At 53.1% G+C, this 16,291-nt stretch carries 15 protein-coding genes; 11 read left to right on the plus strand and 4 right to left on the minus strand.

The features are described 5' to 3' along the window. Window positions 1-24 precede the first annotated feature (24 nt). Both AC3RLQ_RS15375 and AC3RLQ_RS15380 read right to left on the minus strand, forming a co-directional pair. Window positions 25-1,137 carry an endonuclease/exonuclease/phosphatase family protein gene (locus AC3RLQ_RS15375; RefSeq protein WP_493038545.1) on the minus strand — a complete coding sequence of 371 codons (1,113 nt, stop codon included), beginning with the start codon at window positions 1,135-1,137 and terminating at the stop codon, window positions 25-27. Between the two features lie 91 nt (window positions 1,138-1,228). Continuing rightward, window positions 1,229-1,468, minus strand: coding sequence for a hypothetical protein (locus AC3RLQ_RS15380; RefSeq protein WP_493038547.1), 240 nt, complete (start codon window positions 1,466-1,468; stop codon window positions 1,229-1,231). A 715-nt stretch (window positions 1,469-2,183) separates the two neighbouring features. Between AC3RLQ_RS15380 and AC3RLQ_RS15385 the strand changes: the two genes are divergently transcribed. The 5 genes from AC3RLQ_RS15385 (at window position 2,184) to AC3RLQ_RS15405 (ending at window position 8,441) form a co-directional block, all read left to right on the plus strand. Next, a complete protein-coding gene (locus AC3RLQ_RS15385; protein WP_493038549.1) occupies window positions 2,184-2,462 on the plus strand; it encodes a hypothetical protein in 279 nt (92 codons plus the stop codon). Window positions 2,463-2,527: 65 nt separating this feature from the next. Further along, window positions 2,528-4,213, plus strand: a complete 1,686-nt coding sequence (locus AC3RLQ_RS15390) for a hypothetical protein (protein ID WP_493038551.1) — start codon at window positions 2,528-2,530, stop codon at window positions 4,211-4,213. Between the two features lie 69 nt (window positions 4,214-4,282). Continuing rightward, a complete protein-coding gene (locus AC3RLQ_RS15395; protein ID WP_493038553.1) occupies window positions 4,283-5,182 on the plus strand; it encodes a hypothetical protein in 900 nt (299 codons plus the stop codon). Window positions 5,183-5,341: 159 nt separating this feature from the next. After that, entirely contained in the window at window positions 5,342-6,040 is a 699-nt protein-coding gene (locus AC3RLQ_RS15400; RefSeq protein WP_493038555.1) for a polysaccharide biosynthesis/export family protein, read from the plus strand. 121 nt (window positions 6,041-6,161) lie between these two features. Further along, window positions 6,162-8,441: a polysaccharide biosynthesis tyrosine autokinase gene (locus AC3RLQ_RS15405; RefSeq protein WP_493038557.1), complete on the plus strand. Its 2,280-nt coding sequence runs from the start codon at window positions 6,162-6,164 to the stop codon at window positions 8,439-8,441. Between the two features lie 39 nt (window positions 8,442-8,480). Here the strand turns inward: AC3RLQ_RS15405 and AC3RLQ_RS15410 are convergent, their stop codons facing one another. Both AC3RLQ_RS15410 and AC3RLQ_RS15415 read right to left on the minus strand, forming a co-directional pair. Continuing rightward, window positions 8,481-9,890 (minus strand): O-antigen ligase family protein, encoded by a 1,410-nt coding sequence (locus AC3RLQ_RS15410; protein WP_493038559.1) that lies wholly within the window; start codon window positions 9,888-9,890, stop codon window positions 8,481-8,483. Between the two features lie 182 nt (window positions 9,891-10,072). Further along, on the minus strand, window positions 10,073-11,440 hold the full coding sequence (locus AC3RLQ_RS15415; RefSeq protein WP_493038561.1) for a glycosyltransferase family protein: 1,368 nt from the start codon (window positions 11,438-11,440) through the stop codon (window positions 10,073-10,075). Between the two features lie 232 nt (window positions 11,441-11,672). On the opposite strand from AC3RLQ_RS15415, the gene AC3RLQ_RS15420 reads away from it, so the two are divergent. The 6 genes from AC3RLQ_RS15420 to AC3RLQ_RS15445 all read left to right on the plus strand — a co-directional run bounded on the left by AC3RLQ_RS15420 (window position 11,673) and on the right by AC3RLQ_RS15445 (window position 16,273). Further along, window positions 11,673-12,473 carry a class I SAM-dependent methyltransferase gene (locus tag AC3RLQ_RS15420; protein ID WP_493038563.1) on the plus strand — a complete coding sequence of 267 codons (801 nt, stop codon included), beginning with the start codon at window positions 11,673-11,675 and terminating at the stop codon, window positions 12,471-12,473. Window positions 12,474-12,493: 20 nt separating this feature from the next. Continuing rightward, entirely contained in the window at window positions 12,494-13,273 is a 780-nt protein-coding gene (locus tag AC3RLQ_RS15425) for a PIG-L deacetylase family protein (protein ID WP_493038565.1), read from the plus strand. Window positions 13,274-13,276: 3 nt separating this feature from the next. Beyond that, a complete protein-coding gene (locus tag AC3RLQ_RS15430; RefSeq protein WP_493038567.1) occupies window positions 13,277-13,600 on the plus strand; it encodes a hypothetical protein in 324 nt (107 codons plus the stop codon). Window positions 13,601-13,635: 35 nt separating this feature from the next. Next, window positions 13,636-14,247: a serine O-acetyltransferase gene (locus tag AC3RLQ_RS15435; protein ID WP_493038569.1), complete on the plus strand. Its 612-nt coding sequence runs from the start codon at window positions 13,636-13,638 to the stop codon at window positions 14,245-14,247. Window positions 14,248-14,410: 163 nt separating this feature from the next. Next, entirely contained in the window at window positions 14,411-15,589 is a 1,179-nt protein-coding gene (locus tag AC3RLQ_RS15440; RefSeq protein WP_493038571.1) for a glycosyltransferase family 4 protein, read from the plus strand. Window positions 15,590-16,009: 420 nt separating this feature from the next. After that, on the plus strand, window positions 16,010-16,273 hold the full coding sequence (locus tag AC3RLQ_RS15445; RefSeq protein ID WP_493038573.1) for a hypothetical protein: 264 nt from the start codon (window positions 16,010-16,012) through the stop codon (window positions 16,271-16,273). Window positions 16,274-16,291 lie beyond the last annotated feature (18 nt).

Raw genomic sequence — 16,291 nt, forward strand, 5'->3', positions numbered from 1 at the left:
TGGGCATCGCAAGGAAGCCCCTGCTCACTTCAACAAGCGCAAGCGCGCGATCAACGCACGATGCTGTGAAGGACGTTTGGGCTCCGTGATGCAGTCGTCCGCCACCCAGTTGTGGTCATACCAAATGTAGTCAATACGCATCCAAGGACCACCCAAGCTCAAAGGATTGCGCGTCACCCCGGGAAAAGTAAAACCAAGGCCATGTCCCGCAGCCGCGTGGGCATCCCCCAGTTCCATAGACAGAATCCCATGGATGTAGCCTGTATGAGGCGCGTTAAAGTCACCGGCGAGGATGCACGGATTGGTGTCTGCGCGCACGGACGCTAGGATCTGGTTTGCATCGGTGATCTGCTGATCCCAAAATGTCTGAGACTGCCTACGCTTAGCCGCCCAGGGCGTGCCAGGAACTCCGATGACTCCCCACAAGAAAGCACCTCGCATATAAGAGCTGAGCACATCGCGCGGGGTCATCAAATGCACGGCATAGACCGATACTCGCCTGCCGTTCCAATCGATCACAAAACGAGCAGCCTTGGCGCTGCTCGGGCTCGCGCCGGTGGGCACAGTGGAGTAGTCTGCAATCGGGTAACGGCTGAGCAAGGTGAACTCCCCAATGTCTGCAGCATGGCCAAACTCCACGTAGTCTGGAGAGTGCAGGAACCCCGCCGCTCGTCCGGCCGCCTCCTGGAAGACCAGAATGTCAGGATGGGTGGAGTTCTTGAATGGCTGCAAGCTTTGGCTCATATTCTGACCTCGGTTGTAAGTCATCACTGAAATCTCTGCGGTCTTATCCGCACCCCCAGCAGCAGAGAGCCTGATGAGCGGGTAGCCCAGCCAGACCAGCAGCAAAAATCCCATGGCTATCTGTGCCATAAGACACCGACGGTGGAATAGTAGTCCGAGGAACATGAGCGGCACCAGCGGAATGAGCCAGAGTGACGGTGGGAGATAGAGCAAAAAGGCAGTGGCGATGTTGCGCTCTCCCACGAACCGCATGGCAAGACTGAGCCCAGCCCCAAAGACAAAATAGATCACGGTCAGCCACAGCGTGAGTCTGCGCAAAAACCGGCATATCCACTTCAGCAATCCGCCCTGCTCTGCCACCGCAATCAGTTTGCCGCCCATACGGGCGGCCATGCGCTCCACCTGTCCCATCTGTGTGGGAACTTCCCTCCCTGTCAGGCCAGTAGAAGTGGTTTGATCTGGACCGTCGAATGCCATCGCATCGTCATTGAGCGCGAGGCTTTTCTACGGGCTGCGATTTAGCAGGCGATCTGCTGCCAAGACCGGTCTGCTCCCCTTGGTCGTCAGGTAACAGAGTACCTCTAGGCATCGACACGGAGGTTCTCATGGATTCATCCCCGCCATTTTTCTTCCATTCGGGATTGTCGGCGTCCGGCACGCTGGTCGGCCCCTTCTTGATGACAGCAAAAGTCACCATGGAGAAGGCAGTCAGCAACACCAGCATGAGGCAGGACTCAAGTATGGTGAATCCGAATTGACGTGGGTTGGAGTGTGTCCTCATAAGCAATGTTGAATCGATTCCATGTCCTGCAGGTTCCGCAAGAGGAACTCACTGGAGAGCGAACCCACCGGCTTAAATCTTACTTGCAAGCATTGCATTCCACTATGTGGCGCTCGCTTGAGCGTTTCAAGGGTAAGAGATAACGGCTTGCCTTTTGGCACTCGCAGCATGGCCATTGAACATTGGCTCTTCACGCTGAACACTTTTGGGGACAAAAACTGACGGAGTAGCGGAATTACCCTGCCCTCCGAAGTATTGGCCGTTATGGCTAGCACCAAAGGGGTAGAGAGGCGCGCAATTTGCCAACAATACAACTGGAAGAAGTGGCAACAGCAACCGTGAGCGTGCAGCAGATTGATGGGTTGACATACGAAAATGTAGTGTAAGTATTTCACAGGTGTGCAACGATGCATTGCAATTTGCCCGTGAGTTCCCAAAGAGTCGCCCAATTATATGTTTGTTCAAATGTTAAATCTTCGAAACAAGACATTTTCCGATTTGCCGAACGCTCTTTTCTGCGTTCATATCACTATTCTTGTAAGCACACGCCCCCCCGAAGCGTTACTAAATTCATCCCCAGCTTTCCTTTGCCAGCACACTCACACCAGTTAGTATTTGCATTCGATCCGCTAAAGATCAACACACACCTTGATAAGCCATGTTGACCAGCCTGATTAAATTTTTTACTTTTGCACCTGATAATGTCAGTGCAGAGGTATACTGGGCATTGGGGGTGATTTATCTTTTTCTCATAATCGCCTCAATACTGAGCATTAAAAAAAATATCCCTAATCTCGCCACGAAACTGGCATGGACTCTGCTCGTTATTGTTGTACCCGTTATTGGCATCGCCGTATATTGCATTCGCTGCCTTGCATTAGCAGATTTTAGCTTTCTCAAACAATTCAGTCCCGGCGCAAAAAGCTGGAATTCGTGAATCGAGCAGCTCCCCCCCCCCTCATCCTTTTGCATAAACACTCTTCTGAAAAACTCTTTACTTTCATGACCAGACATCAACTATCAACAGCTGCTCTGTTCATGGCGTTATTTTGTGTTTGTGCACCCCAATCAAACGCACAAAATACTCTCGTTGAGCCAACACTGCCTTCCAGCAGAATGGAACCGGGTTACTTCCCCACCTTGGAGGAAAGTGCTTTGCTGTGGGGACCATACAACGCCAGATCTCAGGGCAACTTCCCAGGCGATGAACAAGGCCCAGATCTAAGAGAGCAAACCGCCACCGGTCTGTTTCCCTATGTGGATTCGAATCCTGATTTTTACCAACGCAATCAGAACTTTTTCAAACCAGTAAACCAGACCTTGGGCTGGCTAACTCCGCAAGATGCGTGGACAGTGCAATTCAGCCAGCTGGATAACACTTCACTGACCGTCGATGGTAATTTGGGCCTTTTAACCCGGTCATTCGCGCCGGAATTAGCCACCATCAAAGCAGGTCCTCTTTATCTGGACATACTGTGGCTCGGAGCAGGTGCCTTATGGTCCGACTACAATGGCAACAATGGCAACAACCTCGGAAACAAAGGGGACGGCATCATTGGATACGTAGATGTCGGTGTGCGTGGAATCGTCCGAGTATCGGACTCCATATACATTTCGGCGGTGGCAGATCTCATGTACCTGCCCTTTACGAATCGTTTCGCCATGCGATTCGGCGGATCACAGCCAGGACTTCTCACCCGCCTTAACTACAGCAAAACCTTTGGCCCTTGGGACGTGTTGCTTTACGATGAATTCACAGGTCGGCCAAGTTTGAACTGGTTTGGACCAGCCAACGTCAATGGATATGACCGGGCAGGCCGTTACTTCTATGGTTTTCAAACAAACGCGCCGGCCAATTCATTCCAAAATTCAAGCTATGTAAGGTTTACAAACACCATCGGAGCCTCTTTATCGCGCCTCGTCTTTGACAATTCATGGCGGCTTTGGTTTACTGGGCAGCATATGGATTATTGGCAAGGTTATGGATTTACTAATCACCAGCGTGTAGAACATCTAGGCGCAGCCTTGGGTTATGAGGGCTCTCGAATTCCCTTCGCACCACGATTTACGTATGACATGTATATGTATGGTGGATCCAATACCATCATTCATCAGGCCTTGGTGAGCTTAACAGGAAGGCTGACGGAAAATCTCAATTGGCTGGGGCGCGCAGGTGAATATTTCAATACTGGCTCCGGCTCGAATGGAAACCGGTTTATTTGGAACGTCGACTTGAGGCATTCATTATCCAAGAATACGACCCAGTCGCTCGGAGTGGGGGAAACCGTTTTCAATAACAATGTCGTCGGCGAATCCATCCTTTCGAGATACGTGCAATACAGCATTAACCAGCGCTTTACCAACCAGACATATGGGAATGCATTCGTCCAATATGCGGACAGCGAAACCAACCTTATAACGAACCAGACCGGCAGACGAACATCCTTTGGGGTGGCCCTCCATTACCAGCCTTTGGACTTCACCCAGCTCAGCGCTTCGGTTATTTATGACAAACTGCACCAGAATTCGATGGCCAGTGACCGGTGGCGTTACACGCTGAACGCCACACAGCAACTGGGAACGCGTCTTACCGGCACCGTGTTCTATCAGTATGAAGATTATCAGATCAACAGCCCCGCACAGTTTTCTGAACACCTTATAGGCGTTACGCTCAGACGGTATTTTTGATTTTCATCTGCCAAATCCGACAACGAAAAGTACCTTTCCTTTCTTAACCACTTAGTATATATAACTGCCATGAACTCCCCGTACTCCCCAACTCGATTTTTAACATGCTCGACGGTGTGGTTTTGCACCTTGGCACTTTCTCCATTTGCAACAGGTCTAAAGGCTCAAGACTCGCCATCGGCGCAAACCAACAAGGATGTACCGGCAAGTTTCCACAAATATTTCGGACAGCGTGTCAACTCCTTTCTCGACTCAGAACGCCAGATCGCCAAACTGGATATGGATGCGGACATGAACCATGATGGCCTGATACAAAACAATGATCCGGCGGATAGTGGTGCCTTTGAAGCTACCCCCCCGGGAATGATTCTGGGCGTGGGAGAACTCTCCCGTTTCATCATTCGTCTGCTGCCTTATCGCGTGGATTTTGAAGGTGAAGTGGTGGTGACGTTGGAGGTGGAAGGCATCAATCGTGGCGTCAAATCTGGAGATTATGCCAGTTTGGACGAGGAACTCGCATCCATGGGCCACATTCGTGTCTGGAAGGAAAAGGACAAAAAGACACTGCTGCTTGATTCCAGAGATCCTACCAAACGTGTCACGGAGTTCACCACCCAGTACAAGACTTATCCCTACAACCTGCCTATTGCTGTGCCACGATTTGTTTATGTGGAAGGGGTCAAACCTTCCCCTAAATACATTGGAGACATCCGCCTGCTTTGCACGGTTTCCCACCGCGCACTGCAAACTGAGGGCCAGCGTGCCGGAGATGCCGCAGCCAACGGAGAGACCGCAGCCAAACAACCGCAGCCAGTAGAGAAGAAGCCGAGCATTCTTTCCAACATTAAAAGCTTCCGCACATCGTTCGATCACATTTTGCTGACAGTACAACCAAAGCCGACCCTGAAGCAGTTCATCAATGACAACAATGCAGGTGTCTGGGTGGCTCCTGCCGGGTGGTCCTATTGATCACAAATTTGTCATTCCCATGATTTCCAATTAAGATCCCATGATCCCATAGATGGAATGCAGTCAGTCCTCCGATTGTGTCTTACTGCCAGCATGGCAACTTTTTCTCACCATCGCTTGATCGCGTGGATGGCCTTGCAAAGGTGATACCTATATTCTATGCCATCATTTCGCCGTCTCAGTAGTTTTCCTTCCAGTTGTCTCTTTTTGGTTGTCTCGATTTTGTCCGCGTGTTCACACCGCGAAAACGGAAATCTTCCGCCTCCGTCAATCAAACCTGAAATCGCGGTAACACCACCGGCCGCCAAAGACGTTTTTCAAGCGGGCGACAACCTTGAGTTGTTTGTCAAGGAGGATGCGAGCCTTAACAACAGCTATCCGGTTCGTGAAGGTGGCTACATTGTCATTCCCCGTGCAGGACGTATCTCGGTGGCTGGACTGACCCTGACGGAGGCCGAGAAGCGGGTCAAAGAAGCCCTGCAAGGCACCCAGTTAACCAAGGCCACCGTATTGGTTGAACGCATGAGCAAGAGCGACCAGCTCTCTTCAATGCCTGGAGCGGCGTCGTCCACTCCAAAGGTCATGGTCTACATCACTGGAGCGGTGAAACAGCCGGGGACACATTTAGTGCCAATAACGGATGGACGTTCGCTTGGCATCTATGAGACACTGCTCATTACAGGCGGTCTAAGCCGTCTCGCGCATGAACAGCGCGTTGAGGTGATACGGAGAGATGCTTCCGGCAAAAGGCATCGCACCACCATTGACCTTCGCAAAGTGAGCCAGGGCCTTGTTGACGATCCACCGGTTGGCGAGGGGGATATCATCCACGTACCGGAAAAAGTGTTCGGCTTTTGACGTGCCTGTTTCTCTGCCGTGCTTCTGCGCGCGCTGGGTGAACAAACATTGAAATTTATCCAGTTCTTATCATTGCCAGGCAAGTCCTGGCCATCTTTGCCTCACACCTCTTCTGACCCGCATGCCGTCTCCGAACAAAAAGTCAGTCACTTCAGCCCCCAAAGTGGATGGCAATACTTTTTTGCGCTTTCTACTCAGCTATGAGGACTATCTGATATTGATGATGTTGCTGTTCACCTCAGGCCTCTTGGCTGGCCTGATTTTTTACGTTTATACCCGTCCCACTTATTCCTCCACAGCCCTGCTCCGAGTCAATCACTTCGTGGACAGTTCGCGAACTGCTGATGGAGGGGGGCGCTCTATCGATTACCATTTGATGCGTTCCGTCATGCTCGAACTAGGCAGCGGGCACTTGCTTCTTGAGGCGACTAAATCGATTGGTCTAGCAGACGATGCAACAAGCTATTCCACAGTACGTGAATCGCTGCTGCCCGCTGTTCGAGTCGGAATTTTGGATGCAACCCACCTCGAACTGAGTGTCATGGGTTTCACACCACGTATTGTGCGTGAACTGCCAGCTGCCATCGCTGAGACTTATGAGGCGGTCCGAATGCGTCAAAGATTCGATTTTCGGGAAAAAGCCATCAAACGCTATGTGGACGAGATTGCCGTCGTTCGAGCCAAGGTTTCCGATCAACTGGATACTCAGTTGAAATTTGAAGAAGAAAGTGCTCTGGCGAGCGCGCAGATTGAGCTTGAACGTCTCAGCAACGTCCCGGTGGAGCTGGTCAGAATGCGTTATCGCCTCGGCGAAATGACGCGAGTGCGTGACATTTTGAAGGATCAAAAATCGGTGCTGGGAGATGTAGGCATGCTGGCGCTGCTGACGAGCCTGCCGACAGCAACCGCTTCTGCTGACCCTCTGACCTCGGGATCAATCATACGGAGTTCAGGTGCATCCGCAGCACCATTCACCTTTTCAAGCCCCGCCAAAGTCACCACAAACACTCAGGTTGTGGTACAGCCCGAGATGGTTGACGGCCTCGAGCCCTGGAAAGAACTTGAAAAGAAGAAACGCACGCTGGAGGAAAAGATGCGACTCACGCGCACTAAGTTTCTCGATGATCACCCGGAGATGATCAAGATGAATGAGGAACTGCGGGAAGTGACTTCCGCACTGAAGTTGGAACTTGAGGTGGCCCTCAAAGCCTTCGAGCTGGAATACGTCCATACGAAGGAACAGATCAAAAATCTTGAGGAGAAGCTGCCGGATTATCACCGCGCCACCAAGGCTTTCGACGAGAAAAAAATGGGCTATGATCTCATGAAAAAGGGACAACTCGCCTGGGATAAGGCATATGAGGAGCTCAGCAAGCAGATCGAAGGCCTGCAGTTCGGGGGTGATGCCGGGGCGGTTGACATCGAGTTCCGCGGATTCATCGATGTTCGCAGCGAGAACCCTCTTTCTCCTAGCAAATCCAAGCTGGCCATGATTGGGTGCATGCTTGGCATTGGCCTCGCTGGCGGGATTCCATTTTTGTTCCGGCGCTTCAGCACATCTGTTTCAGACCTCAACGAGTTTGAACTCAGCCTGGGGATTCCAGGCATCGGACTGGTACCGCTCACTGACCCGCAAATTTTAGAGGACGTCAACCGTTCTCCCACGGTAGGTGCCACCACACCTAATGCCTTGCTGGAAAACTTCCGTTTGATCCGTAGCAGCATTATCCTGAACAAAAGTCCTAAAGGTGACACGCACGTTATGATGGTGACCAGCGCGCGGCCAGGTGAGGGCAAAACCACTCTTGCAGTGAATACTGCCTGGGCGTTTTCATCCTTGGGTGAGCGCACCTTGGTGATTGATTGTGACTTGCGGCGAGGGCGTGTTCACAAGGTGGCCGGAGTTGTCAATCACCCGGGCATGACGGACCTGCTGACCGGTGCGGCTACCGTCGAAGCGTGCATTAAGAAGTCTCCCGCCGAAAATCTATGGCTGCTGCCCCGCGGTTCTGTCCTGCCTGGCAGCACCGAGCTGCTCAACACTGCGGTGTTTTCGAATATCCTCGAGAAACTCAAAGACGATTTTGACCGCATCGTTTTGGACACGCCTCCAGTATTGGGTCTTAGTGAAACTGCGTTTTTGCAAAACCACGCGGATGGAGTAGTCTTGGTTGTTAAATCTGACAGCACCCCGAAAAAAGATGTCGAGGATGCTTTTTTTGCGCTCCAAAAGCTGGGAGCCCACTTCTACGGATTTGTCCTCAATCGAGTGGACTTCACTAAACGGTCCAACCACTACTCCTATTACTACTACTCATCCAGTTACTACGATTCCAACTGGGAAGCCGAGGAGGAGGCCGAGGAGCCGCCATCGAAAACTGCTCCTCCATTGGCTGGATAGAATTCGAAGTGCGCGATGAAGCCGAAGAGGGCGATCGCTTCACAAGTTTTCGAGACAATAATCCCAGATGGCCAATACGACCCAAGTGAGACCCGCGCTGGCGGCCAGATCCATCAGGTCCAGACGCACCCAAAAGGGGGCTTTCCCTTCAGAGTTGAGCCCGTCACGCACAACAACGGAAGGCATGTACTGATCATTCTTCAATTGTACGCGGAGGGTAAAATTTTCCGAGACATCCTCTTCGCTCTGCGCCGATTCCGCGGACTCTGCTTTTGCCAAAGCGTCCTCAGTTTGGCAAAGTCGGTGAATTGAAGCGGCCACGGCGATCAGCAGGAAGTACTCCGTGTGGTACTGGCGGTTGATCATCCAACTGGAAACGGCATAGGCGATCAGCAGAATCAACCCGCTGCGACGACAGCGTTCCTTGATGTCGTCAGCGAGGGTAATAGGATAGACCATAACTAAGGTGCGCCAGGCCGTCCAAAGTCCAGCAACAAACAAGAAGAGACCATACAAGCCTAGGTCAGCACCAATATGAACATAGCTGGAGTGGGTGCTTTTAGGAATGATTTCTCCCTGCCAGTTGATCATTGGAACAAACTGCAGCCACCCTTCTCCGGTGCTTTTAGTATCCAGCACGTCTCTCGCGATCCTCCATGCCATCAACCGTCCCATGACTCCCTCTTCTGAATTGAGGCTGTCCATTGTTGACATTCGAGGAAGAAAACTCAACGACGAGATCCCGAGAACAGCAGCAGTTGAGACGGCAAACAATTTGACTGCCACGGGTCTTCCAATCACAAAAATTAAAACGATCAGCCCTCCTCCAACGAGAAAGGAGCCTTTGGATTCGGTGTAATACATGCACGTACAGACGAGTACGGCACAGAGCGGGAAATACACCGTTCTGCCATTCAGGCCACCTCTCCAAAAGAACAAAAAGTAACTCAAGGGGATTGCCACAACCACAGTATGAGCGAGAGCGTTCGGGTTGTCGCACATCCAGGTCCCAATGGCAAGTCTCCCAAAATTATGTTCTGTCATCTCCTTAGCCCCGGTGATGTCGATGCCGTAAAGACTTGCCACGCCAATTGCCGCCACCGTTACGATCATGAGCGTCCAAGTTTTCAGAAAGGAGTAAACCCGCTCCCAATCTGTGAGGGATTGCACGGTAAACACATAGAATATGACCACCGGCAGGAAGTTTTTGAACGCATCCACCGAATCAGGTGCGTTCCACACCACATAGATAAAATAGATGAGCAGCACCCAGTCGTGAGGCGTCGAGAGCAATCCATTGACGGGCGACCTTTCTTTTCGCGCCGTCAGCGCAACGATCCAAGCCAAGATCAATGGCTTGATAATATTAGTCCCGGCTATCGCCCCCAACCAATCTTGTGGGCGGATAAAGTACAAAAACAAGAAAAACTGAGCAATGCGAAAATCCACAGAAGATAAAGTGCGGCGTGAAGGTGATACTAGGTAGTGATTCAAAAACGTCCAAAGACAAAATTGGCATTTATCGAGTGCTCAGCCGGATAAAGCAGCTGCCAACACTTATCGCGCAAAGAAACCGCCACCGGCGGTGAACCATCATCGGGCACCGCGAATACCCCCCTTTTTTTCCATTTCTACCGCCAGCTCTCAGAGATGAGATCCACTGGAAAGACTTCAGGCACACGCTGATGAAGTTCCGCATACACAGGACGAAGAGCAGCCTGATCTTCAGGACGAGCGAAGGTTGGATGTGGTCGCCAAATCGGCAGAACAATGCCGCCTGTCCAAGGTCTATTTTCCTGAGTATCCACCTGTTTGAAGTAGGCATTCAGTTTCTCTTGGCTACGAAAACATGAGACATTCTGACTCGCCCAGTCCTGCGGCCGCAGGCTCGGCGCACGCTCCAGCAGTGCGGCCATGTCCTTTGCCACTCGGCCCGGGCGCAGCAGCATACCCGTCTGCTCATTGATATATGCCAAGGGGCCGATATGGGCGTCAGCACGCATCGCAAGTGCACTGCCCGCAAACAAAGACTCCACTGCCGCCACACAGCAGCCCTCACGACGAGTCATGATCACTGAGACCTTCGCGTCGCACTGCAACTCCGCCACCTGCTCAATCCGTATGGACTGATGAACTTCAAGATCCTGTTTCACGCCAAGGTCGCGGGCAATGCGGATCATGTCATCCTTGTTCCTCACACCATCCGACTGCCCAACCATCGTCACCCGCAGGGAATCAGGCAGTTTCGTCAGCATGTCGAAAAATTCCCAATGCCTCTTAACCGGCCCCCAGAACGCCACCATCATGATGTCGCGCGTGCGCTCGGCCATGGGCTTGGGCTTGTAAAGGTCTGGCATGATCCAATCACATGGCATCACGGGCAGACACTTCAGTCGCGGATGAAAACTTTCAATGCGTTCATACTCGTCCGGGTTGCACGCCTGAACGAATACGGTGCCGGGTATCCGTGAGAGTGCAAGCGAGAGGGCTGCATAGTTTGTCGGCGACGAACTCGATGAGAGTACGATGTGAAAACGTTCGGTAATCCAGCGCAGCGCTTCATTGCTTGCCCCGAGAAGCAGGCGTGCCCAATTGTATTCAAATGTCAGCAGCAGGATGCCTTTCTCCCCATTCGCCGCCGGCGCCTTGAGAATGATGGACCTGCTCAAGGCTGGCTGCTTGCTGAAAGCCAAGCCATTTTGATGGTGGTTGGCGATTGTTTCCCTCCAAACATCGGGCGACTCAAAGCCGGGGCTTTTCCGCAGCATCGCCGCCACCTGGTTTTGCGAGGTTTGGGTAGCCATCAGCTCCATACCCCGCGCCAGTTTGGCAGCGCGCACTGCGGGTTTAGCCGAAACAAGTCCGGATAGAACACTTGCCCATCCCGCAGACTCACGCACAAACGGCCAATACTGGATCTCCAGCGCACGCACACGTGCCAAATATTGATAGGATCTAAGCCGTGTCATGAGAAAAATGATTGCCGGACGAAACACCATTCAATGCAAGCGTCCAGTCTTCCATCAATTATTTGATAACCCGTGCGTCATTGCCCCCGTCAAAACGTCCGGAATTTCAATTCCCACGTGGAAATTTAGTGGACAGCCTTGGCAACGCCAGCTCTTTGTTTAATACCGATGGCACACGTCATCTATTATTATGAAGCGTATCAGGCAGTTTTTAGACCGCCCTACCCTGAAACTTTTAAGCATTTCATGGGTTGGCAGGTTCATGGACTTCCTCAGCTATCAGCACAAGCGCGTCCGGCGTCGCAATCTCATGGCGAAACTGGAAAGCCAGGGCAGCTATGGCGACGTAGTTCATAAAGGACCCTTCAAAAGCATGAAATACCCGAGCGGCGCCTATGCGTGCTGCAGGTTTCAGAAAATCGTGGGCAGTTATGAACACGAACTGCATCCGCTGCTTCAGATGTTGATCGCCAAGGGGCAGTACCAGCACATCATCAACGTCGGTGCTGCAGACGGCTACTTCTCCGTGGGAATGGCGCTGGCAGTGCCGGAGGCCAAGGTCGTTGCCTTCGAGATGAGCGACTATTCCCGCGAGCTTCTGGAGCGCGTGACAAAACTTAATGATGTGCAGTCCCGCGTTCAGATCAGAGGCCGCTGTGACCCGGCACAGCTTCAGGCGCTCGCTGGTGAAATTGATCCGCGGAAAACCTTGCTGATCTGCGACGTCGATGGCTATGAAGTGGAGCTGCTAGTCAAGGGTGGTGTGTCATGGCTGCGAGAAGCCGACATCCTTGTCGAATTGCACGACTGTCTCCGCGTCGGAGTGACCGATGCGGTCACCGCAGCTTTTGCCGCCACGCACTCGATCACCCAGTTCACCAACACTGGCCTTGACTACAAACAGTTTCCCATTCTACGTCAGTTGATGTTTATCGAGATCGACGCCCTCTTGAACGAGGATCGGCGAGGAATTCAGGACTGGTTTTTCATGACCCCAAATCCAGCGCTGCATGAGAGTGTTTCGCCCCTTGGAAACCAGCCGGCTACAAATTCGCACCCATAAAAACCAGCTCAATTACGGTTATGCTGTCACTATTCACGCAGCTTCATGCCCGGCTGAAGTTCACCAAAGTCCAAAACCTGCTGCGCTACACACGCAGCTTCATGGGAAACAACGTCGGTTCCTGGCCGCAAGGCATCACGGCACGCGACATGTCCGCCAGATTCAAGAACGTTCTACTGCTTGCACCGCATCAGGACGATGAGGCCTTCGGTCTTGGTGGTCTGCTGTCAGCGCTGGCGGAGGGTGGATCGCAAGTGACCTTCACCTGGTTCAGCCGGGGGCAGGATCCTGTGCGGGTGCCCGAGGCAAAACGCATGATGGAGCTACTTGGAGCTCGCGCACACCCCGTCGATTGCTTTCCCATCGCCGGTGAATCGGTGGTCGTGGAAGATTCAGTCAAGGTCATTGAGCAGCTCATGGCAAACGTGAAGCCCGATCTCATCTGTGTTCCCTCGATTTTCGACAGCCACCTCGATCACATGCGGCTGAACGTCGCGCTGGACAACGCCTTGCGTCGCACAAGCTATGATGGGATGGTCCTGCAATACGAAGTCTGGAACACTCTCATTCCCAACCTGCTGGTGGACATCTCTCATTTCATCGAAAAGAAGCGTGCGCTGATGGAGGTCTTCAAATCCCAGCTGAATCTCGGCAACAAGGAGTGCGAGAGAAACCGCCACTATATTGAGCGCATTCTTTCATTGAACCGCTATCGAGGCATGCCTCATCAGGTGGACTACGCCGAGGGCTACATTTTATGCAATGCCACTCAGTTTCTCGGCTACCAGACGCCAGCATGAGCCATGTTGTCAGCTTCCGTCAAACGTGAATATTTCAATTTCACCCGGCAAGGTATTGAGGACTGTCTCGTCTCAGCCGGATTCAAGATCACTGCCATAACGGCGCGGGATGGTCATTTTTGTGTCCTTGGCCCCCTGCTTCACTGCTCGGTGAAAGCGTACCTCGCTTCTGTGCTGCCCAAGGGGTTAAAGCCCGCCCTGCCCCTCTTTTGGGGCATTGCATTCGGATTCAAAAGAAAGGCTTGTTTTCGCGCCATCGATCGCCTCGACACGAATCAACACTCCAGTCTGGGATGGACCGTCTGCGCGGAGAAGAGCGACCACTGATAGAAATTCACCTCCCGATGTCACTGCAACCTCCCATGAGTTTCACAGAACTTCGCAGCCTGATCGTGGCCGACCAATTCCGTTACGATGGCGGAGTGGGCTGGAAGAACTTTTTCAGGCTGTGGTTTCAGGAGAGCGGCTTTCGTTTCACGGTCGTCATGAGATGGTGCAAGTTCCTGCGCGCGCAATGGTGGAGCCGATGGGTGATCTATCATCTATTCCGCTGCTGGCACCGCCGGCAGCAGGTGAAGTACAGCACCTACATCAGCTTCGAGTCGAAGATCGGACCGGGCCTCTACCTCGGACATCTGTGTTGCATCGTCGTGAACACCCGCGCCGAGATCGGACGGGACTGCACGCTGAGTCATGGTGTCACGATTGGCCAGACCAACCAGCGGAGCAAGACACCCGGCTGCCCTACGGTTGGTGATCGCGTGTACCTCGGCTGCGGAGCGAAGATCCTCGGCGGCATCACGCTCGGCGATGATTCTGCGGTGGGTCCAAACTCCGTCGTAGTGAAGGATGTGCCACCGCGCGAGATCGTCTCCGGCATCCCCGCCGTGCCAATCTCAAACAAGGGCTCGTCCGGCTATGTCGCCTTCCCGTCCAGCCAGACGGAGGTTGATAAAGAGAGGCAGGAACAGTAAGAGATGGATGATTCGTCTCTCCCGCCCCCCTAAATTGAAGCATTGGAGGAAACCCTCAATCGCACCCATGACCAGTGACACGAAGCCCCGCATCACCCACATTTACTTTGCCACCCGCGGCAGGGCTGACCCTCAGAATATCAAGGCAGGCGGCTTCTCACAGGTGCTGAGCTACACCTCGCGCTGGCGGGAGCGAGGCGTTCATTTTCATGTGATCATGCCATGCGCAACGGATGAGATGCCAGATGTGGAGCAGATCAACGGTGTCTATTGGCACCGATACACACCCGGGCGGTTTGGTTTGCCGGGCCACGGACATGAAGAGTCGTTGAGCGAAGCACTCCAAATCATTGATCACCACCCCCTTTCCGATCATGAAGCTCATCTGCTAATGCCGACGGATGCCACGCCGTTGAGCTCCAGCATCCTCCACCGGGCAGCCCAGCAAGGGATTGCCTCCGTCATGCCTGTGCATATGTTTCATGAACCCGTGAAAAAATTCTCCCCGCGCGACTGGATCAGAGTCATCAGGGAGCGGCAGTGGTACAAGCCGGTCACGGCCATTCACGCCAACAGTGAAGTGTCAGCCCGCGCCTTGTGCCAGGCGGCAGGCAAACCAGAGTCCTGGGCCAAGGTGATTGTCACCGGCGTAAACACTCAGCGATTCCAGCCCGCGCGCACCCTTGCGGAAAAGGTGCAGTTGCGGCGCAAGTTGGGGCTACCAGAAGACAAGCTCGTGGTCCTGTTCGTCGGTGGCGCGACCCGGCGCAAGGGCGTCGATTTTCTCCTCAATGCCTGGGAGCGCATGGTGAAGGAGCACAGAACAGACGCCGTGCTCGCCTTCGTTGGGGGCAATGCCAACCGCCCGACGGTCGCCAACAAAGATCGAGTTGCCTACGCTCAGTTCGCCGAAGACTTCGACCGCCGCGTGCAGGAGGTGCGCAAGGTGGCGGACATTCGTTTGTTTGAGCATGTGAGCACAGTTGAGGAGTTTTATCGCGCGGCCGATGTCTTTGCCTTCCCTTCCCTTCACGAAGGCCTGCCCAATGCCGTACTAGAAGCCATGGCCTCAGGCCTGCCCGTGCTGTCAACGCGGTTCCTCGGCTTCCCACATGAAGGCGGAGAGTTCGGATACGAGGGGCAGCACTTCATCAGCCTGCCGCGTGACACTACTGCGTGGGCTGAAGCACTGGTCACATTAGGAAGCGACCCGGAGCGTCGTGAGCGCATGGGGCTCACCGCACGCCGCTGGATGGAGTCCTTTCAAGATCTGGACATGGTCACCGGACAGTCCGCCGAGTTCTTTCATGGGCTTGCGCGTTCGTTGCAAGCACGGAGCTGAACCTGAGACGCCCCCCCGAAATTCAGATCAGGATTAGAGTTATGAATCTATGGCGTTTGTGGACTGGGTCAGACAACCCAACACCATTCAACCCATTAAAATCGAAAAACAAAAACATAATCCCGAGGCTCAACAGTATGCAGTAAATCGCCAAAGGTTTCAGTACGCATCCTGGTGCAGAGGTCGGACTGGAAAATAAGCTCAGCACGCAAGCATCGTGTTTGAGAGCAGCATGAAAAGCGTGGTTGTAGCGACTTGCACTCCAAGTTTGGCAAACTTACCTGAAGCTGGCCTTCGCGGGAAAAAAATCCAGCCGCCTCAGAGTGTATAGAGGGTTGCAGAACTCATTGTGCCTCGACACGCTACGCGGAGCATGAAAAAGCAATGCAAACTGCCGGGCGTGGTCCGATCTAGGCTGAAATGCGCACCGGTGGGCAAAAGCGCCCGGATCGAGAAAATAAACGGCTGATCGACGAGATCTACTTAACGGGTGCCGCATTGCCTACCGTTGCCGCAGTGAGCGCCGCCTGCCGCCGCCCCTTTGATCGAGCAGATGCAGCGGCGCTTGCAGACGACCGCAGGCCGGGCCATGAAAATAATTCAACTCACTCCTCTGAACTATTTTTTCTACAGAAAAAGGTGTCGCCGTTGCAAAGTCGCGACACATGCCAACAAACTGATTGATTGCGAATCTGCCCCAGC

This window comes from Prosthecobacter sp. GW821-HT29F12 (genome assembly GCF_058803405.1).